Raw genomic sequence first — 21,220 nt, 5'->3', positions numbered from 1 at the left:
ACTAGGGTTCCCGGGTGAGTGAACACGCCGAAAAGCCCTTCCTCTACGTCGTCGTCTGCGCGGCGGGCATCGCCGAGGACATCAGCGAACTGATCACCGCGGCCCAGGAGCGGAACTGGGAGGTCGGCGTCATCGCCACCCCCCAGGGCCTCGGCTTCATCGACGCGACGGCCGTCGAGGCGCAGACCGGCCGACCGATCCGGTCCGCCTGGCGGTCCCCCGGAGACCCGCGCCCCTTCCCGGCCCCGGACGCGGTGGCCGTCGCACCGGCCACCTTCAACACCGTCAACAAGTGGGCGGCCGGCATATCCGACACCCTCGCCCTGGGAACCCTGTGCGAGGCGTACGGCCTGGGCGTCCCGATCGCCGTACTGCCGTGCGTGAACAAGGCGTTGGCGGCCCACCCCGCCTACCGCGCGAGTGTCGAGCGGCTGCGCGCGATGGGCGTCCGGTTCGCAGACCCGTACTCCGGAGAGCCGCAACAGGGCGGCGGCCGCGCGGAGTTCCACTGGGACCGGGTGCTGGACCTGCTCAAGGCCGACGGTAGATCGTGATCGAGTGGCCGACCTCGTCCACAGGTGTGCTGGTGGCGAGCAGCGCCGCCAACCGGTTGTCGGCCTTGGCGATCGAGGTGTCGGACACGACGACCAGCCCGTGCACCTCGCTCGCCGGCGCCTCGCGCGGATCGGCCGCGTGGATGCCGTAGTACGACGGCACACCGGCGCCCTTGTAGACGAGCCAGACCTTCTCGTGCGGGTAGCGCCGGTGCAGCCGGTCCGCGAGGCGGCCCAGGTCCTGTCCCCAGTCGACGTTCGAGTCGTGCAGACGCAGATGGGTCTGCGCAGGGCCGCCGAATGCCTCGTTGGAGTACGGCAGGTAGTACGGGTAGGCGAGCAGCGAGCTCACGGCGACGAACAGGACCAAGGCCGCCGTGGCGACGCGCGCCCACCGCCGTCGCCAGGCGACGACACCGGCCGCCGCGACCGCGAGGAACACCGGTACGAACAGGGCGTAGCGCACACCGAGGTCACGGGAGCCGAGCATCGCCGCGGCCAGCAGCACGGCCGGGGGGATCAGAACGTACGGCGCGGCCGTTCGCAGCCGGGGGACGGCCACCATCGCGACGGCACCGGCGAGCCACAGCGCCATCATGCCCAGCGGCGTCTTCACCAACAGCGCGGCCGGCAGGTAGTACCAGAGCGACCCGTGGTAGAGCCGACCGAAGAGGAAGCCCTCCCACGTCGCGTTCTCGAAGCCGAACTGGACGCGCATGCCGTCCCGGTACGGCTGTGGGAAGGGCAGCCAGTCGATGAGCAGCCCACGCAGCCCGTGCACGGCCGGGAGGTGCGGGGGCGCCGTCCAGCGCAGCCGTGGGTCCACGGCGAGATAGGCGGCCCACACGACGGCGAGGGCCACCAGTGCCGTGCCGGCCGCAACCGCCGCGCCCAGCCGAACCTTCCTGACCAGGCTGAGATCCCGACCGTGACACATGGACACCACTGCCAGGAGCAGCAGCACCGGAACGGCCGGCAGGGTGCTCATCTTCGTGGCCATCGCCGCGCCCAGCGCCGCTCCGGCGAGCGGCAGATACAGGAGCGGACGCCGCCGCGCCCGCCACAGCAGCCACACCGACATCAGGAGGAAACCGGATGCGGGTACGTCCAGCGTGGCCAGCGAGCCGTGCGCGATGACGTCGGGCGAGAACGTGTACAGGGCGAGCGCCACCAATCCGCCCACGGAGCCGACGAGTTCGCGCGCGAAGGCGAGCACGACAAGGCCGAACAGCAGCGTCAGCACGATCACCGGCAGCCGCGCCCACAGCATCACCTGCCCCGGATCGTTGCCCGACTCGTACAGCAGCCGCCGCCCGAGTGCCGTCTGATCACCCGTGAAGCCGGCGTCCAGATGCGGGTGGGCGAACACCAGCCCGCTCCCGATGATCAGCTTGCCCAGCGGTGGATGCTCAGGGTTGTAGCGCAGACTGTGCTCCTGCACGTAGATCACCGCCGTGCCCACGTACACGGGCTCGTCGATCGTCGGCGTCTGCTCGACGGCCGTCGTGACCATCGCGACCGCCATCTCGGCCAGCAGCGCGACCACTGTCACCACGAACACCCACCGCCGGTGCCGCCGAAGCCACTCGAACCGCCTCGACGGCGTCACGCTGCTCACCGGCACGCGGTCCCCGTGCCTGCTGGCCATGAAAGTCGGCATGCCCTTTGTTACGTCCGCTCCGTACAAGCCTGCTCATCCGGTGGCACCCGGCTTCGGGTGCGCGTTCATCCGCCGAGTCGCATCCGACGCCCTGTCGCGATCATCCGGCCGGAAACACGACAGGGTGGTCATCGGCTGCCTTCGTGGATACTCCGCCCTTCGGGCGAGAGGCCAAGAGTATGCACCGCCACAGGCCCGATCCGTGTGAGCCGCGGCGTCCGCCGGACAACGGCGAGGCCAACGTCCGGCAGGACCCGGATTCACCACCGATGACGCTGAGGGATTGCATGGTCAGAGCGGTGCGCACGGGCGCTCTGCACGTCGAGCACGGCCTGGAACTGCTCACCCGCCTCGCGGGCGCGGCCCGTCGCCAAGTAGGCATGGCCCAGGCGGCTGCGGATGTCCACCTCCAGCCAGTCGTAGCTGGGGTCGGTGAGCGGGTTCAGCAACTGGTGTTGGAGGAGGGCCTGGTGATGGAGGGCTATGGCCGCGGCCGGGTTTCCCTCACCTCGCTCTGCCGTGCCGAGCCGGGTCTGGCTGCGCGCGCGGAGGAAGATGTCCCCGACCTGCCCGCCCAGCTCGACCGCCTGAGGGAATCGGCTCTTGGCCTCACCGTAGTGGCCGAGGCGGAGGTGGACGTCGGCGGGTCAAGGTCCTGCCGAGTACACGCGGTCTGCCCTCCGTCTCGGCAGGGTCTGGGCACCGGCGAAGCAGACCAGCGCCTCCTCGTTCCGCCCCTCGAACTGGTGAGCCAGGCCGAGGACGACAAGTGCCATCGAGGTGACCCAGCCGTTGAACAACCGCCGGGACAGGGCCATCGCGGCAGTGACACGGGTAATCGCCCGGCCGCCCTCGCCCACACTCAGGTCGACGGCCCCCAGCGCGGTGAGCGCCCGGGCCTCGTCGCCAGGGTCGAGGCGGCGTCGGCTGAGGTCCAGTGCCTCGGTCAGGTAGACGCGGGACTGCCCGTAGGTCGGCCCGGCGCTCGCCACGTCAAGTGCCTTGCGCAGGGGGTGGATGTGGCTCGGCAGCGCTTCACCCACCCTTTGGTCTACGTGCCGGGGGCGCGGAAGGTGACCTGCCGGCGGGCGGCCTCGTCGATGTCGTCGATGGTGAGAAGGGGGGTGGCCCGGGTGTGGAGCGCGCCGCTGGCCTTGACGGTGAGGCTGACGGCCGCCATGGAGATGGGGTCGGGGAAGTCGACGATGAGGACGACGTCGTCCTCCCCGAAGGCGAAGTACATGGCTTCGACCTGGCCGCCGAGGTCGGTGACGACTTGCTCGACGGCGGTGCGGCGGCCACTCGCGCCTTCCCTGAGCAGACCCTTGGTGCCCTCGGGCGTATAGGTGGCCTGGATGAGGAACTTCGGCATCGGGACGCTCCCTGCCCATCGCTTGTCCGGTATGCAGAAGGGCCTTCCCGCTGTCACGCCGGCCGCCACTCACCGGACGACTGGATTCACTCGTTGGAAGCTGAACCCCTTTCCGCTGATCACGAGCTATGAGGGGCGGTGGTGGCTCTGCCTGCCGTTGGGTTGGGCATCGATGGACCGGCAGCCGAACGGCGGCGGACAGATCTACAGGAGGCTGCCGCGAGCGTGGCCCGAGCCGCCTCGAACCACCTCCTCGAGGCCGGCATCGATGCCTCAAGCGACACCGTCGGCGACGCTCTGGAAATCGGCGACGCCAATTCGCTGGCATCTGAGGCATCGTCCCACTGTGTGGCCCGCGTTACGGACGCGAGTCGTGGCGACCTACGGTGCTCCTTTTGACGACTACGACTCGATCCAAGGGCTCTGCGGCCTGGCCGACCGTGTGCTCGGGCCGACAACCGCGATGGCCGAGGTCAAACGGCAGATCGAAATGATCTCGCAAGCACGGGTGGCCAACCTCTCAGCCCTGAGGGGTCGCAAACGACACGACATCCGGCGGGTGCCCCGCTTGCGGAGTGCTCGCCGCCCCGCGGGAAACGTTCGGTTGTGGCGAACCAGCGGTCCGGCGCCGCACCACCGTGCGCACCTTTATTCACTGGTCATCGTCACCGCTGCGCCGTGTCCTGTGACGACTGTCAGAAATACAGTCACTCTGGCGTCAAAGGCATTGGAGAGATCGATGGTCTCGCCGCCCTCTGCCCCAATGCATCCGAGAGTCATGCCAGTCTGTGCAGGGACGTCAAGGACCAACCCATCCTGTGGTCCCGTCGACCCACTTCCTCGAAACTGACTTGGGGGCGTCAGTACTTGTACGCCACCTTGCGAGGTTTCGACGTTCCTGGCCCAGACGTGCAGGAGAAAGTCTTCATCGCTGGTCACATGAACGACGCTCTCGTTATCGCCGAGACCGAAGTACCCACGTACGATGTGGTCGCCGCTTGGCACAGGAATTCTCCCTTTCGGCTTGATGTCGAGTCCGCGGTTCCACACACTGTGGCGCGGGTCTTGGCGCTGGTGAAGGCGCATGCCGATCGAGTGGGAGTGCAACGGGGCGCACGGTGGCGAACATCAGCTTGGGAAGCGAGGGGGGCAACTCGGGCGCCGGTCCTGGGCAATGTCGGCTTCGGTGCCTGCGGCAGCTGAGCCCCACTGACAGCCGCTGTTCCCGGTGACTCCCTGCCTGTTCATTCCGTTCTGAGCGGTGCCCCCTACGGCCATCATCGGGGCATGGGAGGTTGACCAGCGCGGGGCACTCCCCGGCACTTTTCAGGCGAATCCGAACCATGGATCCGGGGCATGAAGAGGCCGTCATGCGGTGACTTGCCCAGTGACTCCATGCGCCGACGGGCGAGCACCCAGCCCGAAGAACCACTCCTTTTCGCCGGAGATACCTGAGCCCTAGGCTCGGGGTGTGCCGTCCCAGCGCCATGTGGTGAGTCGAGGGCGTCCGGGCAGTTCGGCGCGACCGGTGGTCCACAGCAGGGTGGTCCAGGGATCCGTGGATTCCGGCGCGTCCGGAAACAGCCGGGCGAGTACTCGCGCGCACAGATCGGCGGGTGGGCTCCAGACGAGCCCGAGCCCTTGCGCCAGGTCGTGCGTGTGCACCAGGGTCTCCACGATTCCCATCGCGGCGAAGCCCTCGGGATCGGAGGTGCCGAAGACATGGTGGGCGCGGGTCTGCGGAGGCGTCGTACGAACCATGGCGACCAGCAGTGCGCCGCTGGCCTCCAGCACCTGCAGCAGGCCGGCGGGCCCAGTCTTACGGTCCGCGTGAATGACGTTCGCCGGGCCGCCGGGTCGTCGGCTCTCCCACACGAAGGGCACCTCGCTGTCCAAGGGCGGTGTTCTGGGGCCCAGTTGTGCGGCGTACGCGAAGAGGTCGTCGCTGAGGTGCTCGACGGTCTCCCAGCAGTCCCATTCCAGCGAACCGGCCTTACCGTCCCACGCGCCCGGGGGTGCCTCGCGAAGAGTTGCCACAGCGAGCTGCACGGCAAGGTCGAGGTCGTCCGCAGTGACAGGGGACGGGAAGGGGTCACTCTCGGCTGATCGGGACATGGCAGGACCGTATCGCGGCCGGAAGGAGTCACGCCCTCCTTTTGATCACGGGCTCCACTCCCCGGCGACAGTTGCGCTCACCGCACTGGAGGCTTCTGTGTGCCGGAGCAGATGGAAGCCTTTCTTTCCCAGCAACTCGTGAGTGATCAGGATCGGATCCTTGTGAGGTGTCGCCGGCAGATGAGGCCGCAGGTGAGGGAGACGAGGGAGTCATGCAGGTCGAGGCGTCTTTCCCAGCGCCAGCTAGGGCCTTTTGCGAAAGTGGATCTTGGTCGTGGATGATCACGCGCTGTCGGGCGTGGTGATCTGACGAACGGTCAGTGGTGCGGGCTGGAGCCGTTGTTGCCGCAGGGCATCCGAAAGACTCTAGGAGCGGATGAGCGTGCGGGCATGCTCGATCCACCCCGACACGGCCTTGGCACCGCACCCCTCGGCGACCGTCTGGGCCTCGTCGAGGTGGTGGAGCGCCGCCGCTCGGTCGCCGGTCTCGGCCGAGAGGTAGGCCAGCGCCACCAGGCCGGCCGCTTCCCCGGGCCTGAAGCCGATCTCCCGGCGCAACGTCACCGATTCGGTCAACCGCTCGCGGGCCTGATCCAACCGGCCTGCGTCCTTGTCGGCGAAGCCCAGATGGCGTATCGCATAGGACATCGTCATCCGGTCGTCGACGGATTTCGCCAGCGCGTACGACCGCTCGAAGTACGGCCTGCCGGTGGCGCCGTCGCCCTTCACGACCTGGTGCCAGCAGCCGACCCAGAACAATGCGTCCGCCTCGCCGGACGCGTCTCCCAGATGCTGATACAACTCGGCCGCGCGCTGGAACAGCACCAGTTCCTGACTGTTCTCTTCGCGGTCGTTCAGGAAGCGGACGTGCAGTACTTTGCCCCGCGCCATGGAAAGCGGCGCCTCGATCGCGTCCAGCGCGTCATCGGACCGGTCCAGTGCGGACGTGTCCCCGCCGAACATCGCCGCTTCGAACAGTTCTCCCGCATGCTTGATCCAGTCCTGCCCTCGCATGCCCTGCCCCTCCCCGTTGGACGATTCGCAGTGCTGAGGCTATCTCCGCGCTCTTGGCGGAACTCGGGAATTTCCGGCCATCGAGCGCCCCATCGCCCGTGAGCTTGGGGAGTGTCCGGAGCGCCGACCCGAGCCGTCAGCCTCTGCCGGACGGCCTTGTCCAGGCTCCTGCTTCCCGCACTGGACCCATTGCGGCGACGCACGGTCGTCTGCCGGCTGGTGGAAAGGGGGCCGGATTCAAGGAGCGTCAACACCGCTACCGGGTGGGCCCCAGGCCGTGCTGTCGGCGCCGGGCTCGTTTGAGGGCTGGGGCGGGCAACCGGAAGGCTGCCGCCACCGACAGATGCGGAGTGCGCGACGACTGGCCGTGGTGCCTGGTCGGCCGTCGTGCCGCTTTGGCGGCCTCTGGGCTGAGGCAGACGCTTGGCGAGAGCCACGTTCCCGAAAGTAGCCGCCGTCGGGTCGGGGATGCGGGCGTCGGGGCCGTGCAGCTCGCAGGACACCCCGTGTCGGCGACGCAGGAGCCCAAGCGAGGCCGGCGGCAGCTACCTGCTGTCCGTCACGTTGATCCTGGGGGATGCCAGCACGGTCGGTATGAAGATCGGCCGCCGAACGCACCCTGTACAGGCGGGCGGAGCCGGTGACCACCTCGGCTCTCGCGGTGGCCCGGCCACCGAAATTCGACAAGACCGACTACCGCGAACGCCATGCTGTTGAGTGCGGGATCAACCGGCTCAAGGCGGATCCCGGGGCGAGTCAGGAGCGTTGCGCCGCGGAGAGCACCTCGGGTTTACGATCCCGCGTATGAGCAAGTTCTTCGTCACGGTGTGCCTGCCGTCGACCAAGCCACGGAAGCTTCCGGAGGCGATAGCGGCCGTCATGGCTCCGTACGACGCCAACCTCACCGACGACTGGAACCCGGTCGGCCAGTGGGACTGGTGGGTCATCCACTCCGATACGGAGAGCCCCTACCTCGCCCTGCCCGCGCACGACGGCGACCGCAGGCTCGTCACGGCCTCCACCGTCCCCCGCAGGAAGGCCGAGCTCGATGGCCTCGGGCCGCTGGAGTGCTACGGCGGACCTCGGGGCCTGCTCGATTTCGACGCGATGCGGCGGCGAGCGGCCATAAGGCATGACGCCATGCTCGCCGCCTGGGAGGAACTGACCGCGCTGCATCCGGCGGCCCGCCCGCTGTCCGACTTCGTCGCCCGCCACGAGTCCGATCCGGGTGGCTACTCCCTGGCAGACGCCAAGAGAGAGCATCTGGTCCAGCCGCTGGTGCAGGACCTGGCACAGCGGGCCGTCTCGGGCGACCCGCACTTCGACATGTCGTTCCTCCTCAATGACCCGGTCGCGTACTTCGCGCAGGAGCACGAGATGGCCCGACAGTCGTCGGTCCAGTGCGCCGTGCCCGGCGCTGCCCTGGTCACCCTCGACGGTGTGTGGACGGACGCGGACAGCGACGGCTACTGGGAACAGGCCAACAGCTATCTCGATGGCCTCCATGCCGAAGCCGTCGTCGTCGACCTGCTCTGTCACTACTGATTTCCGAGGGCCGCGACTTGAGGCTGCCTGCAGCCCGGGCCACCGGACGACGGGGCCCGGGTACGTCCTCGTCCGGTGTCGTCAGGATCGTTCTGGTAGGTGGCAGATCGGGTGCGTGATCACTCGGCCGGCACGGCTTGGCAGCACCTGACGGACAAGTGAAAGTCGAGTCGTGTTGAACCGTGTTGCGCGAGGGGCCACCGGGTTCTACGGACTTCGGGACGCAGTGCTCCTCCGTGCCCCTACTTTGGTGCGCGGCGAGCGCCACGTGACCCTGCCTCCGCGGACGCGTCGATCATGTCGGACAGAAGGGGGCGATGGTCGGTCTGTCACACGAAGGACTGCACCGGATCTGCCGGAAGGCCCCGCCTTGCCGACCCTTCGCTGTCAGCGGCTCGACATGGGGTCGGTCGGTCATGGCGTCGCGGAGAGCTGCTGTTCAGTCCATATGACCTTTCCGCCGGATGTGTAGCGAGTGCCCCAGCGGTCGGCGAACTGGGCTACCAGGAAGAGGCCCCGGCCGCCTTCGTCCATGGTGGTGGCTCTACGTAGGTGCGGAGAGACGCTGCTGCCATCGGAAACCTCGCAGATGAGGCTGCGGTCGCGGATCAAGCGCACTCGGATGGGGCCGGTTGCGTACCGGATGGCATTGGTGACCAGCTCGCTGAGGATCAACTCCAGGGTGAACGCTTCCTCTTCCATACCCCAGTCCGCCAGGAGCCGGGTGGCGGCAGCACGCACGCCGGCAACCGCCGAGGGGTCGGACGGCACGTCCCAGGACGCGGTGCGATTGCCGTCGAGCAGCCGGGTGCTGGCGATAATCAGGGCCACGTCGTCGCGTGGCGCCACGGGGAGCATGGCATCCATCGCTGCCCGGCACATCTGGTCCGGCGTTCGTCCGGCGTACGCAACCGTACGACGCAGGCGCTCGATGCCTTCATCGATGTCACGCTGCCGGCTTTCGACCAGCCCGTCGGTGTAGAGGACGATGGCGCTGCCTTCGGGCAACGGCATCTCGGTCTTTTCGTAGGGCAGTCCTCCCAGTCCCAACGGCGGGCCCGCTGGTACTCCGGGCAGGTCCGCGTGGCCGTCCGGGCGCACGATGATGGGTTCCAGGTGGCCGGCCCTGGCCATGGTGCAGAGACCGGAGACCGGGTCGTAGATCGCGTACAGGCAGGTGGCGCCCGTGAGTGTCGGTGTTTCACTGTCGTCGTCCCGATCCTGGTCGATGCGGGTGACAAGTTCGTCCAGATGCCACAGCAGTTCGTCAGGTGGCAGGTCGAGCGTGGAGAAGTTGTGGATGGCGGTGCGCAGTTGTCCCATGGTGGCGGCGGCGTGCAGTCCGTGCCCCACGACGTCGCCCACCACGATGGCGACGCGGGCTCCCGGGAGGGGTATGACGTCGAACCAGTCGCCACCGACACCACCGAGTCCTGCCTCTGCCGGAAGATAGCGGTGAGCCACGTCGACGGCGCTCTGCTCGGGGAGCGCGTGCGGCAGAAGGCTGCGCTGCAGCGTGACCGCCGTGGTGTGCTCCCGGGTGAAGCGACGGGCGTTGTCAATGCTCACCGCCGCGCGGGCGACCAGCTCTTCTGCGACCGAGAGGTCTTCCTGAGTAAAGGGTGTCGGCTCCTTCGAACGCCAGAACGTCGCCACGCCGAGAACCACTCCGCGGGCTCGTAGCGGAGCAGCGATCATGGAGTGGATGCCGTGTGCCACCAGTTTGCGAGCTCGGTCGGGTTCCTGTGCCTGCCAGCCGGAGAAGGCTGCCAGGTCGGCCTCCAGCACCATCTGCCCGGAAGCGAAGCCGGAAGCCTGTGGTGTGGACGTGTCGAAATGGATGAGCTCACCGGGCGAGTAGAGCGGCGCATCCTTGCGTATGCCGTGCAATGCGACACGACGTAGTCCCGTTGCGACCAGTTGGTTCAGTTCCTCGCCGCGCAGCACGGCATCGGCCAGGTCGACAGTGACGTAGTCGGCGAACCTGGGCACGGCGAACTCCGCCAGGTCCTGGGCCGTGTGGGTCACGTCGAGGGTGGTCCCGATGCGTATACCGGCGTCGTACAGCAGCTTGAGCCGTTCCTGGACCACTTCCACTCGGCCCATCAGCGCGCTGAGTTCGGTTGTGTCGCGCAGCGTGGCGACCCAACCTCCCGGTCCGGGCTGCTGCACCATGGTGCGTTGGCTGACGGCCAAGATCCGGTCGCCGACCTCGATCACCTCATCCGTGGTTGGCCTGCCCGACAGGAGAAGCTGCTCGGCTTTCGACTCGAGTCCCAGATCCGTGAGGGGCTGGTCATCCCCATCGGCACTCAGCCGCAGTAGTCGCCGTGCTTCGTCATTGGCCAGGAGCAGACGACCCTGGGAATCGACAATGAGAACGCCTTCCCGTACCGAATGCAGAACAGCGTCGTGGTGCTCGTACATGCGCGTCATCTGCTCCGGGCCGAGGCCGTGTGTCTGACGGCGCAGGCGCCTGCTGATCAGTGCGGTTCCCGCGGTGGCCGCCGAAAGCACCACCCCGGTCGCCGCCAGGACGAGCGGTACTTGTCGGTCGGCTGCCACGCTCACCCGCTTGACCGTGATGCCCGCGGCGACGAGACCGATGACCTTTCCGTTGTCACCGGTGACGGGAACGACGGTCCGGACCGAGGGGCCCAGCGTCCCCGCAGTCGTTTCGGTGACAATCCCGCCGTGCTGCGCTCCCGCGATGCTGCCGATGTAGTGCCGGCCGATCTGCGCGGCGTTCGGATGGGTGTAGCGGATGCCCGTGGTACTCATCACCACGACGAAGTCCACGGCGGAGCGTCGGCGAGTTTCTTCGGCCTGCGGCTGAAGCACGGCGGTCGGATTCGCGCTGGACAACGCCTGTCGGACAGTGGGGGAGGCGGCGACGGCCGAGGCAACGGCCAGTGAGCGGTTGCGGGCCTCGCGCTCGGCGTCGGCCCGGGACTGCAGCAGCAGGGCGGCGACCGCCGCCGCCACAAGGATCAGGACCACAATGGCCTGCAGGAGGAAGACCTGGCCCGCGAAGGTGCGTAGCCCATGCCCGGACCAGGACCGCACGCGTCCGATCAGCTGGTGCATATGACCATGTAACACCGCAGATTTGTTCAGCATCACCCCCTGGGCGGCACGCGGCGTCACTGCAGGTTCGGAGCGTACCTGGCTGTGTACGCATGGTGAGCGCGAGTCCTGCCGCATGTTCCCGTCGGCCCCGCTGAGCAGCCGGATCCCCGTCCCCGTGCAGTCGGTGCGGTGGGTGAGCAGGTGGCGTGCGGTGAACCTTGGCCAGGGGATGGCCGGCGACCTCGAACCAGAAGTCGCCCAGGGGCGCATCGAGGAGTTTTCCACGGGGTGCCGACCGGCGAGGGCGGTCGACGGAGCAAATCAGGTGCGGGCACCCTCGGCGTCCCCTGCGAGAATGCCGCGATGACGACGCTGGTCGTGGGGCGGGGGAGGGAATCGGCGTGGTTCTTCGTGGAGTGCTCGCACTGATCGTGGGCACCGCTTTCACCGTGGTGGCCTGCGGCTACCGCGGCGTGGATGTGTGGGTATGGGACTGGGCAGACGTGATGTTTTCGCCGCACTCCAGGACCCGATGGGGGACGTCCTGGAAGAGCCTTGAACGCATGAGACTGCAGTTCGGGTTTGTGGGGGTCGGGTTGGTGATAGTGGGGCTGCTGACCGTCGTGGCGGGCTGACAGCACGGGCGGCTTGGCGACCTTCGAAGAGTGAGGCTGCGGATGGTCGCTGAGCTGCGGCTGAACCGACCTCGGCGAACGCCGGCTTCTCCCCATGATTCCCGTGCAGGGAACGGGCAGTGTCAGATCTCCACCGCGCAGGGTTATCGTGCCGCTGTGACCCACCCGGTGGAGCGCCCCGTTCTCTTCCTCGACGTCGACGGACCCCTGATCCCGTTTGGGCCGTCGCCCAGTCGGCTTCAGACTCCCGCCTTCGGCTCCGAAGTGTTCCCTGATCAGGGGAACCCTTTGCTTGGGCGGCTCGACCATGCCGTTGGGCCGCGTCTGATGGCGCTTGGGTGCGACCTGGTGTGGGCCTCGACATGGATGGATGAGGCCAACGAGTCCGTCGCCCCACGGGTCGGGCTGCCCAGGCTGCCTGTAGTGCAGTGGCCCGAAGCCTCCACCAACGACGGCCCGAACGGCCTGCACTGGAAGACCCGCCCCCTCGTAGAGTGGGCCGGCCACCGCCCGTTCATCTGGGTCGACGACGAGATCAGCGGTATGGATCGACTCTGGGTCGCTGCGCAGCACCAGGGATCTTCGCTGCTTCACCGTGTCGACCCGACCGAGGGCCTCACCGAGGGCGACTTCTCCGTGCTTACCGATTGGCTCCGAACTACCGTGCCGAGCCTCGCCTCGGAAACAGGTGTCTACTCGCCTCGGGAAGAGGTGTCCAGAGGATGAGGGCAGGGCCTGGTGCTTGGGTCTGACAGGTTCGTACCGCGCCGCGATCGACTGTCGCTGCCGCCGCCATCCGTCCTGGCTGCCGTCAGCGTTGCCGTCACTACCGACGGCTCATCGGGCCGTTGACGTACGTGGTCGCCGCTCGCAGCGCTCGTGCGAAGAGAAGCCCCGGCTCATCCATCTACAGATCATGACGCAGTGAGTGGTCAGGGGCCCGGAAGGCGCCTGATGGTTCCGGGCTCTGCACGGCCTCTGGCCTGCGGTTGTCAGCGCCGTGATCGATCGGTCCGGGCGGCTTCGACGCGCATTCGACCGAGGCCAGTGATTGCTCCGGGGCGGCGGAGCGCTGGTATACGGGCGCTGTGCCCGCGGCACCGCTGATGCGGACACCGCAGCCCGAATCTAGACTGACGAAGGCGTAGAAAGTGCCGAATTAGGGAGATGTGCGTCATGGCTAAGCGAGGGAACAAGCGACGCGGCCGTAAGAAGAAGAAGGCCAATCACGGCAAGCGTCCCAACGCCTGAGGCCATCCGAGCAGACGGCCGAGGGGCCCATTGAAGTCCCATGCGCGTCCCCGTCTCATTGTCGGCAGCAGGCACGCCATCGGGAATCCCCTTGTGTGCAACGAGGACATCGGTGCCGCCGTCCGTATCAGTAAGTGTGGTCGTCAGCGTGCCGCAAAGCGCGGGATCGGCAGTCTCGAACTCGAACGCTTCGACCGCCTGCTCGTCCGGCACGAGCTTCACGAAGCGGCCATGTACGTGTCGGTATGTGGGGCCGAATTGCCAGTGCCAACTGTCGCGTTGTAACTGAGCGAGACGCGAACTCCCCACCCTCGCGGGCATCGAGCTCGTGCAGGTGGCTGCTCATGCCTTTCGGTACTCGCCATTTCGTGATCGCGTCCGTATTCGGAAGCGTCCGTGCCGAGAGACCTGGGTCGAGTACCTGGAGTCAACACAGCGTTCGGGTGCTCTGCGCGATTCAGACCGGCCGCCACTCCGTCAGATCCGAGTGTGCCGCGAGAACCACTGGTGTCGGCGCATTGGTTCAGACAAGCTGCAACACATGGACTGGATGCCCTTGCTTTCCACACTGGCCGGTGCCGTTATCGGTATCACAGCCACTCTGGTCGCCGATCGCAACCGGTGGCGGCGGGAGGAGGTCAGGCACGCGCTGGAAGTACGGCGCGAGGTGTACACCGAGTTCGTTTCCGCCCTCAAAACCGCGGGAGAAGAGATGCGGGCCGTCGCCTTGGGCGATCACATGTCCGGGTCGGCGCGTGACGCGGCCGTGCGGGAAGCCGTCCGCGGGACTGGCATCTATACAGCAAGTGAGCGCCTCTGGCTCGTGGGGCCGCCACAGGTCGTTGCCGCGGGCAACGACGCGTTTCACAGACTGCGCGCGATACGCGACGCCTACGCCCGGGGGGTGGCTGTCGGCTCCGCCGAGGAAACGCCCCTGATAGCGCAGCGGCGCACGGCCATGGCGCAGATGCGTCGCGTCATGCGTGAGGACCTGGGCATCGGGCCCCTCGGGATCGAGTGATCGTCATCAACCCCCGTCGAACGGGGCCGTCAAGGACGGCACCGACGCCGTGACCGCGGGGCTACGCCGTACACCGACCACGGTCCCTGGTCCGCTGGGCAGCGGGCGGTGACAGCCCCTCGTCCACGGGACAGCGGGCGGTGCCTGACACCACCTGCTTCTGATGTCGACCGCCCGTCTTGTCATCCGCGGTCACAGTCTCCTGGCCCGCGGTGTGAGGGCGGCGCAACTGAATCTCCCACGCGGCCTAACAGGTAGGTAACCGGCAGCTACGGCGGTCGGACTAGCTTCGTGACCATGAGGGTGTGGACGCGAGTACGGTCGGTGCTCGGCAGGCTCGGCGCGATCGGCAAGAGCGGTTTAGGCAAGGGGCGTTCAGGGCGCCGCCGCAGTGGAGGCCGAGCGTCCACGGGCCGTCGGCCGATGCCTGGCTGGCGCAGTATCAGGGGCCGTGTGGCGGTGGTCATCACGGTCCCGATCTGCCTGCTGCTGGCGGTGGCCGGTCTCGCCGTGTACGGCCGCGCGGAGGCCCTCGGCGACGCCCGGACGACCCGTTCGGAGGTTGGCCTCAGCCTGCGAATCCAGGCCTTGGTGCACCAGCTGCAACGCGAACGCGGCCTGACCAATGGTCTGTTGGGAGGTGAGGAGGAGTTCCGCTCACCGCTCGCAGCCACTCGCAAGCGCGTTGACACAGCGCTGCGCGCCATGCGCCCCGAAAGCGCTGTCGAGGACGTCATCCAGCGGCACTTGCAGCGCCTTGCCGACATCCGTTCCGCCGCCGACAAGGGCAGCCGCCCTCCGCAGCCGGGCGCCGACACGGACACTGCGAAGCGGGCCGCGACCCTGACCTTCTACACCACGGCCGTCGATGCCCTCAACGCCGTCGACCCGGTAGCGGAGACCGCGACCGGCGCCGACCGTCAACTGCGCGACGGGCTGGCGGCGTTGCGGGAACTGGCCGCGGCCAAGGAGTCAGTCGCTCTCGAACGCGGCCTCCTCAACGGCGTATTCGCCAAAGGCGGCTTTCACGGCCGTGAGTACCTCACCTTCACCGAGGTACGTGCCACGCGCGTGGCCGCCCTCGCCCGTTTCCGGCAGATCGCCACTCCACCTCAGCGCGCGGCCGTTAAGAACGCCTTCGGTACCGAGGACGCCGAACGCGCCATCGCCTACGAGAACCGGGCGGAAGACGCCGCTGACGGCTCCGCGCTGCGCGCCGACGCCGGTGCCTGGTGGGATGCGATGACCGTACTCGTCGACGACCTGTATGCCGTGCAGCAGTCGGTCGGTGACGACGCAAGGGACCGGGCCGACCTGCTCAGCCACGATGCCGAGATCGGTCTTGCCGCCTATCTCGTCGCGGGAGCGCTCATGGCCGCCCTCGTCGCGGCCCTCGCCGCTTTTGCCTCTCGTTCCCTCACGCGCCCGCTCGGCGCGCTCGCCGAGACCGCCCACGACGTGGCACGGCACCGGCTGCCCGCAACCGTCGCCCGTATCCAGCAGTCCCCGCAGGACCATGTTGAGCCCCGTCCGCCGGCGGACGCACCGGACCACCCCGATGCACGGCTACTGGGCGGCGCGGCGGAGATCGCCGAGGTCGCAGCGTCCCTGCACCAGGTGGAACACACCGCCCTCCACCTGGCCGCCCAGCAGGCCGGGCTGCGCCGTAACACCACTGAATCGCTCGCCAATCTCGGCCGCCGCAACCAGAACCTCGTACGTCGTCAGCTCAGCCTCATCACCCGCCTGGAACGTCAGGAACTCGACCCGGACGCCCTCGCCGAACTCTTCGAGCTCGACCACCTCGCCACCCGTATGCGACGCAACGCCGAAAGCCTTCTGGTCCTGGCCGGGCAGAATCCGCCACGGCCGACGGCAGCACCCGCCGGCGGCCTGGAAGTCGTCCAGTCCGCCGTCGCCGAGGTGGAGCACTACCGGCGGGTCCTGATCGCGACCGTGGAGCCGGTGCGGGTGCGCGGGCACGCCGTCGCCGATGTTGCCCACCTCCTTGCCGAACTCATCGAGAACGGGCTGACTTTCTCGCCACCGAACGAACCGGTCGAGGTGCATGGCTGGTACGACACCGAGGACGACACGTACTGCTTCGCTGTCGTCGACCACGGCGTCGGCATGTCCGAAGCCGACAAGGAACGTGCCAACGCCCGCCTCTCCGACGCAGGCGAGGAAGCCCTCCTCACGGCGCCCACCCGGTTCCTCGGCCACCTCGTCGTCGGCCGACTCGCCCACCGCCTCGGTGAAGGCGCCCAAGTCCACCTCTTCGACACCACCGGCGGCGGCCTGTCCGCACTCCTCGCCCTCCCCGGGCGTCTGCTCGCCCCCGCGGAGGGCCCCGCCACCTCACTCCCGCCCGTCAGGCCCGCTGTCTCCTCCCTGCTCAACGGCTTCCGAGCAGGTGTCGCCCGTGCCGAGGCCCAAAGCACACAAGGAGCGTCATCGTGACCACCGCTGTCCAGAATTTCGGCTGGCTCATCTCGGAGTTCGTACGCACCGCCGACGGCGTCACCGATGCCGTCGCCGTCTCCTCCGACGGCCTGCTCATGGCCGCCTCGGACAGCCTCGGCCGAGATCGCGCCGATCACCTAGCCGCCGTCGTCTCCGGCATCACCAGCCTCGCCCAGAACGCGGCGACGGCGCACGGCTTCCGCGGCATGAAGCTCGTCATGATCGAAATGCTCGGGGGCTTCCTCATGGTCGGTCGCATCCGCGACGGCAGCTGCCTCGGGGTCCTCGCCGCCGCCGGGTGCGACGTCGGCCTGGTCGGCTACGAAATGGCTGTCCTCGCCGACCGTGCCGGCGAACTGCTCACCCCGCAGTTGGTACGCGAACTCAACTCCGCTCCCCTGGCCGCGGGATAGTTGCGGCGCGCCCCGGCCGCCGGCGCCTCAGGACCGGGCATCCTCGCCAGATTCCCACTGTCCGCACGCACCGCGTGTGTGCCATATGTGTGCTCCGAGCGCAGGGGCGTGGCCCTTTCGCCAGGGTGCTGTCCGCAGCGGGCTATCCGCTGAGAGCGTCCGCGAGAGCCATGAAGACGCCCACGCCGAAGACAGCGAGGACAACGAAAGCGACAGCCAACAACGAGCAGCACGAGGTGACCGCCACCATGAGCCAAGCCCGGCCCATGGCCCGGTGATACTCGGTGTCATCGTCCCGGTTCTGATCAACCATGTCGCCCCCTCGCCATGCACTGTACAAAGCGGTTGATGGAGCGGATCAGGGGCGGTGCCCCCTCGGCTTCCGCTGCGACACTGCCGCGATGGCGACGCCGGTCGTGGAGGTCAGGGGACGGCGCTGTCGGCTGCCGGTGCTGTCAGGCGTCGGGGTCGGCGGCCTCGGCGAGCAGGGTCCATGGCGTGGTTGTGGAAGCGGCGTTCGGCGTCGCGGCACCCCGGCCCCGGACGACGACGCGCGGGCGGCACCGCCGGCCCCGGGCGAGGACGCGCGTGCGGCCGTGCTTCCCCTCCTGGATCTCGCTGCCGTGAACATCCGGAACGCCTGCTGCCGGACGAAGTAGACGACGACGGTGGTCGCGCCGCGGCTGTCGATTCGCACACCGGGGGGCGGGGGATAGGCGCCGCCGACCTGGTGGTCGAAGCCGACGTGCAGCGGCGGGAGTTCGACACCCCTCGGGGTCGCGCCGGGCTCGGGCTTCGAACCTCTGCGCGCCGGGTCGCGCCACGGCACGCAGGATCAAAGCGTGTGAGCACGCCCGCGTCACGGGCCCGCCTTTCGCAACCGTGGCCGGCCGCCTCCTTCATGGACCGTGGCTCGGGGCCCACGGCGGCGCCGACGAGCGCGTCGCACGGCGGGCCGCCCCGGTGTGCTGGGCGGCCGTCGACCTCGGCCTCCTGGCATCGGACGGCTGCAGCAGTTCCCCGGCGGACCCCTGCCCCCGTTCGAGCTCCTCAGGTAACCCGGAACCGAGCTCTATCGTCAGGACATGATCGGAGACCGCATCGCACTGGCCGTCCAGGACCACGGGGGCGACGGCCCGCCCCTGCTCCTGCTCCACGGCGCTGGACGCACCCTCGCCGACTGGGCGGCTGTCGCCCCGCTGCTCGTACCCCACCACCGGGTACTCGCCGTGGACCTCCGCGGACACGGTCTGTCGCCGTCGGGCATCTGGGACTTCCCCCATGTGCTCGGTGACATCGAGGCTGTCCTGGAGGAGCACGGAATCCTCGGCGCGCTGCCCGTCGGACACTCCCTCGGCGGGATGATCGGGGTGCTTCACGCACTGGAGCATCCGGAGGTCACGCCCGGCGCGGTGAATCTCGACGGATACGCATGGGGCCGCCTCGACCAGTACGTGGGCCTGGAGCCGGCATACGTCGAAGAGCGGCTCGCCGAGGTGCAGAAGCTGGCGGCCACGGTGTCGGGCGAGCCGCTTCCCGCCGGGGCGCTGAAGGCGGTGCTCGCCCAGCAACGTGCGATGTCCGAGCAACTGGGCATCCCCTACGAGCTGTTGGAAGCGGGCGTCCTGCGTTCGATGCGCGAAAGACCGGATGGGCGGCTGGAGTTGGGGCCGGAGCGCGTACACGCACTGGAGATGCTGGACGCGATCCACTCGCTCGATCTCTTCGCGCTCTTCCACCAGGTGCCCGTACCGCTGCTGCTGGGGCGCGCGCTGCGGACCGTACCGTCAATCCCGGGCATGGACTGGTTCGACGAACTGATGGCGGCCTACGCCAAGGGCCTGGCCCGAGATCTGGCTCAACTCGCCGACGAGCGCACCGAGGTGACGGTCGCCGAGATCGACGGCACCCACGCGATGCTCCTGGAGAACCCCAGGGCGGTCGCCGACGCGATCCTCGGCTTCACCTCCCAGGCGATTCCCGGGTTCGCCGGGTAGCGCCCGGTCGGTGGTTCGCCGGTTGGTGACGCAGGGTCGCCGGTTGGTGACGCGGGGATCGTCGGCCGGGACCGTGAACCGGCCCTGACGGCCCGCCCGGTGGACGAGCTCGCGGCGGGGGGAGACGGAGCCCCCTACGCCAACGGGCCGCGCCGCTCGGCCTGATCGGACTCGCCGACGGTACGGCGACCGCGTGCGCCCCGCCGCCGACCGCGCGGGGTCAGTGAGGAGTACTCGCCGAGAACTCCGTGCCGCACGGCCCCGCGCCCTCGCTCGCGGGCAGGGCGACGGGATCCCCGCTCATCGTCAGCGTCCGGTAGAAGCCGCCGATGCGCTCGGTGGAGCGGCCGACGTAGTGGCCGATGAAGGAGCGGCGGAAGCGGTCGGGGCTGCGGTTGGGGCCGGAGCCGTGTACGAGGCTGCCGTTGAAGAAGAGGACGTCACCCGGTGCCATGTCGACGGGGACGGCGGTGAGGCCGGGCGGCGGCGGAACGTACTCGCGCGCGAAGGACAGCGCCGCGTCCGCCTCCTCCGGGCAGAACAGGTCCATGCGGTGGGTGCCCGGTACGACTTCCAGACCGCCGTTCTCCCGGTCGATCGCGTCGCAGGCGATCCAAGCGGCCACACAGGTACCCGGTTCGACGCGCAGATAGAAGTTGTCCTGGTGCAGCGCCTGGCCACGGGCACCGGGTGGCTTGAAATAGAACATGCTCTGCGCGGCGAGGGGTTCCTCGCCGAGCAGGTTCTCCAGGATGCTCCGCAGCCTCGGATCGAGGAGGCAGCGCAGGGACAAGGCGTTGATGCGGTGCGGATGCAGGACGCGGGGATGGGCGTGCAGCGGATCGGCCGGGCCCTCGGTCTCCGTGGCGCGGGGTTCGAAATGCCCGGGGATCGGCCCGGCGGCTTGCAGCGCGGTGAACTCCGCGCACAGGGCGTCGATTTCGGCCCGGGCGAACAGCCCGCGCACCACCGCGAAGCCGCTCTCCTCGAACTGCCGAAGCCCGCCCATGTCCATGACTGTCATCGGGCCGTCCCTTCTCATCGGTGTCGCAGATGCTTCACGCTAGGTGGGTGTGCCCGTCGGGAGGATGTCTGTGCGTGCTGACGCGTTGTCCACGGCTGCTGCTCCGTCCCCGCCGCCCGGCCTGGTGACCATCGGATGCTTCGACCAGGGGCCGGGATACGCCGTCAACCGGCCGCGCGGGGCGGACAGCTGGTTGTTCATCTGGACGACGGGCGGACGCGGGCGGCTCGCACAGGGAGCGTCGCAGGTGGTGGCCGGAGCCGGCGATCTGGTGGTCCTCGGTCCCGGCGTGGCGCACCGGTACGCCGTCGAACCCGGCGCCGGGCACTGGGCGTTCTGGTGGGTGCACTGCCAGGCCAGGGCGGCCTGGTCGGGGTGGCTGCGGCCGTACGCCCTCGATGACGGGCTGTACTCAGTCGGTCCGGCGCCCGGCCACGGACGTACCCGGCGCGGCGAGGACCGGATCGAGGCCGCCTTCCACCGGATGCTCGCCGACGCCCGCTGGACGGGAGACGGCCCGCCGCCGGCGGCGGAGCCCGCCGACGGCGAGGTCGCCGTCGCGCACGGCACCGCCGCCCGTGAGCTGACCCTCTGTTCCCTGGAGGAAATCGTCCTGCTCACCACCGCCCGGGCGGAGCGGCGCCACCCCGATCTCGACGCGCGCATCCGGCGGGCCGAGTCGCTGATCGCGGCCGACCCGAGCGCGCCGCACACCGTACGGTCGCTGGCCGGGGCCGTCGCCCTGTCGCCGTCACGTTTCGCCCACCTCTTCAGCGAGCAGCTCGGCCGCTCCCCGATGCGCGCCCTGCGCGACGCCCGGCTGCTGCACGCGGCCCGGCTTCTGGAGGCCACCGAGCTCTCGGTGGAGCGGGTGGCCGCGGCCTCCGGCTTCACCAGCGCCTTCCACTTCAACCGGGTCTTCCGCCAGCGCTACGGCACACCCCCGGGCGCCTACCGGAGCGGAACCGCTGGGGCCTGATCCAAACGACCGGCCCTAGGGTCTGTCGTCAAATGATCTTGGGTGGTGGATCATGGTCGGGTGATACGTCGTCATGAACTGTCGGATGCCGAGTGGGAGTTCGTCCGC

General features: G+C 68.7%; 19 protein-coding genes and 2 pseudogenes. 11 read left to right on the top strand and 10 right to left on the bottom strand.

The window, feature by feature from the left end; translation table 11 throughout:
- Positions 1-14 precede the first annotated feature (14 nt).
- Positions 15-554 (top strand): flavoprotein, encoded by a 540-nt coding sequence (locus tag ACIBK0_RS29295; protein ID WP_399086409.1) that lies wholly within the window; start codon positions 15-17, stop codon positions 552-554.
- Here ACIBK0_RS29295 and ACIBK0_RS29290 read toward each other — a convergent pair.
- From ACIBK0_RS29290 to ACIBK0_RS29265, 6 genes are all read right to left on the bottom strand, one after another.
- The gene (locus ACIBK0_RS29290) at positions 532-2,202 is read right to left on the bottom strand and encodes a glycosyltransferase family 39 protein (protein WP_399086406.1); all 1,671 of its coding nucleotides are present in this window, start codon (positions 2,200-2,202) and stop codon (positions 532-534) included. The genes ACIBK0_RS29295 and ACIBK0_RS29290 overlap by 23 nt on opposite strands.
- Positions 2,203-2,474: 272 nt before the next feature.
- Positions 2,475-2,663, bottom strand: a complete 189-nt coding sequence (locus ACIBK0_RS29285) for a hypothetical protein (protein ID WP_399086403.1) — start codon at positions 2,661-2,663, stop codon at positions 2,475-2,477.
- A 198-nt stretch (positions 2,664-2,861) separates the two neighbouring features.
- Positions 2,862-3,257, bottom strand: a complete 396-nt coding sequence (locus ACIBK0_RS29280) for a hypothetical protein (RefSeq protein WP_399086400.1) — start codon at positions 3,255-3,257, stop codon at positions 2,862-2,864.
- An 8-nt stretch (positions 3,258-3,265) separates the two neighbouring features.
- On the bottom strand, positions 3,266-3,586 hold the full coding sequence (locus ACIBK0_RS29275) for a GYD domain-containing protein (RefSeq protein WP_399086397.1): 321 nt from the start codon (positions 3,584-3,586) through the stop codon (positions 3,266-3,268).
- A 1,458-nt stretch (positions 3,587-5,044) separates the two neighbouring features.
- Positions 5,045-5,701: a maleylpyruvate isomerase N-terminal domain-containing protein gene (locus ACIBK0_RS29270; RefSeq protein WP_399086394.1), complete on the bottom strand. Its 657-nt coding sequence runs from the start codon at positions 5,699-5,701 to the stop codon at positions 5,045-5,047.
- Positions 5,702-6,067: 366 nt separating this feature from the next.
- Positions 6,068-6,715 carry a tetratricopeptide repeat protein gene (locus ACIBK0_RS29265; protein WP_399086391.1) on the bottom strand — a complete coding sequence of 216 codons (648 nt, stop codon included), beginning with the start codon at positions 6,713-6,715 and terminating at the stop codon, positions 6,068-6,070.
- 651 nt (positions 6,716-7,366) lie between these two features.
- On the opposite strand from ACIBK0_RS29265, the pseudogene ACIBK0_RS29260 reads away from it, so the two are divergent.
- Both ACIBK0_RS29260 and ACIBK0_RS29255 read left to right on the top strand, forming a co-directional pair.
- Positions 7,367-7,454, top strand: a pseudogene (locus ACIBK0_RS29260) (IS5/IS1182 family transposase); the annotation flags it as partial.
- 65 nt (positions 7,455-7,519) lie between these two features.
- A complete protein-coding gene (locus tag ACIBK0_RS29255) occupies positions 7,520-8,260 on the top strand; it encodes a hypothetical protein (protein ID WP_399086388.1) in 741 nt (246 codons plus the stop codon).
- A gap of 414 nt (positions 8,261-8,674) precedes the next feature.
- Here ACIBK0_RS29255 and ACIBK0_RS29250 read toward each other — a convergent pair whose 3' ends face one another.
- A complete protein-coding gene (locus tag ACIBK0_RS29250) occupies positions 8,675-11,347 on the bottom strand; it encodes a SpoIIE family protein phosphatase (protein ID WP_399086385.1) in 2,673 nt (890 codons plus the stop codon).
- 383 nt (positions 11,348-11,730) lie between these two features.
- Between ACIBK0_RS29250 and ACIBK0_RS29245 the strand changes: the two genes are divergently transcribed.
- The 3 genes from ACIBK0_RS29245 to ACIBK0_RS29235 all read left to right on the top strand — a co-directional run bounded on the left by ACIBK0_RS29245 (position 11,731) and on the right by ACIBK0_RS29235 (position 13,215).
- Entirely contained in the window at positions 11,731-11,964 is a 234-nt protein-coding gene (locus tag ACIBK0_RS29245; protein ID WP_399086382.1) for a hypothetical protein, read from the top strand.
- A 156-nt stretch (positions 11,965-12,120) separates the two neighbouring features.
- Positions 12,121-12,690, top strand: coding sequence for an HAD domain-containing protein (locus ACIBK0_RS29240; protein ID WP_399086379.1), 570 nt, complete (start codon positions 12,121-12,123; stop codon positions 12,688-12,690).
- Between the two features lie 450 nt (positions 12,691-13,140).
- A complete protein-coding gene (locus ACIBK0_RS29235; RefSeq protein ID WP_099504217.1) occupies positions 13,141-13,215 on the top strand; it encodes a 50S ribosomal protein bL37 in 75 nt (24 codons plus the stop codon).
- Positions 13,216-13,248: 33 nt separating this feature from the next.
- Here the strand turns inward: ACIBK0_RS29235 and ACIBK0_RS29230 are convergent.
- Positions 13,249-13,612: pseudogene (locus ACIBK0_RS29230) on the bottom strand (SRPBCC domain-containing protein); the annotation flags it as partial.
- Between the two features lie 144 nt (positions 13,613-13,756).
- Between ACIBK0_RS29230 and ACIBK0_RS29225 the strand changes: the two are divergent.
- The 3 genes from ACIBK0_RS29225 (at position 13,757) to ACIBK0_RS29215 (ending at position 17,112) form a co-directional block, all read left to right on the top strand.
- Positions 13,757-14,236 (top strand): hypothetical protein, encoded by a 480-nt coding sequence (locus ACIBK0_RS29225; RefSeq protein ID WP_399086376.1) that lies wholly within the window; start codon positions 13,757-13,759, stop codon positions 14,234-14,236.
- 453 nt (positions 14,237-14,689) lie between these two features.
- Positions 14,690-16,696 carry a nitrate- and nitrite sensing domain-containing protein gene (locus ACIBK0_RS29220; RefSeq protein ID WP_399086373.1) on the top strand — a complete coding sequence of 669 codons (2,007 nt, stop codon included), beginning with the start codon at positions 14,690-14,692 and terminating at the stop codon, positions 16,694-16,696.
- Positions 16,693-17,112, top strand: a complete 420-nt coding sequence (locus ACIBK0_RS29215) for a roadblock/LC7 domain-containing protein (RefSeq protein WP_399086370.1) — start codon at positions 16,693-16,695, stop codon at positions 17,110-17,112. The genes ACIBK0_RS29220 and ACIBK0_RS29215 overlap by 4 nt, the downstream gene beginning before the upstream one ends.
- Positions 17,113-17,254: 142 nt before the next feature.
- On the opposite strand, the gene ACIBK0_RS29210 is transcribed toward ACIBK0_RS29215, so the two are convergent.
- Complete coding sequence (locus ACIBK0_RS29210; protein WP_399086366.1) at positions 17,255-17,425, bottom strand: hypothetical protein; 171 nt, start codon at positions 17,423-17,425, stop codon at positions 17,255-17,257.
- Positions 17,426-18,197: 772 nt separating this feature from the next.
- Here ACIBK0_RS29210 and ACIBK0_RS29205 point away from each other — a divergent pair.
- A complete protein-coding gene (locus ACIBK0_RS29205; protein ID WP_399086363.1) occupies positions 18,198-19,109 on the top strand; it encodes an alpha/beta fold hydrolase in 912 nt (303 codons plus the stop codon).
- Between the two features lie 220 nt (positions 19,110-19,329).
- Here the strand turns inward: ACIBK0_RS29205 and ACIBK0_RS29200 are convergent, their stop codons facing one another.
- Positions 19,330-20,133 (bottom strand): phytanoyl-CoA dioxygenase family protein, encoded by an 804-nt coding sequence (locus tag ACIBK0_RS29200; RefSeq protein ID WP_399086360.1) that lies wholly within the window; start codon positions 20,131-20,133, stop codon positions 19,330-19,332.
- Positions 20,134-20,197: 64 nt separating this feature from the next.
- Here ACIBK0_RS29200 and ACIBK0_RS29195 point away from each other — a divergent pair, with 64 nt between their 5' ends.
- Positions 20,198-21,112: a helix-turn-helix domain-containing protein gene (locus tag ACIBK0_RS29195; RefSeq protein ID WP_399086356.1), complete on the top strand. Its 915-nt coding sequence runs from the start codon at positions 20,198-20,200 to the stop codon at positions 21,110-21,112.
- Positions 21,113-21,220 lie beyond the last annotated feature (108 nt).

Origin of the sequence: Streptomyces sp. NPDC050564 (genome assembly GCF_044457265.1) — a bacterium.
Lineage (GTDB): Bacteria > Actinomycetota > Actinomycetes > Streptomycetales > Streptomycetaceae > Streptomyces.
The sequence above is the reverse complement of the archived record's forward strand: the minus strand, read 5'-3'. Positions and strand labels throughout refer to the sequence as shown.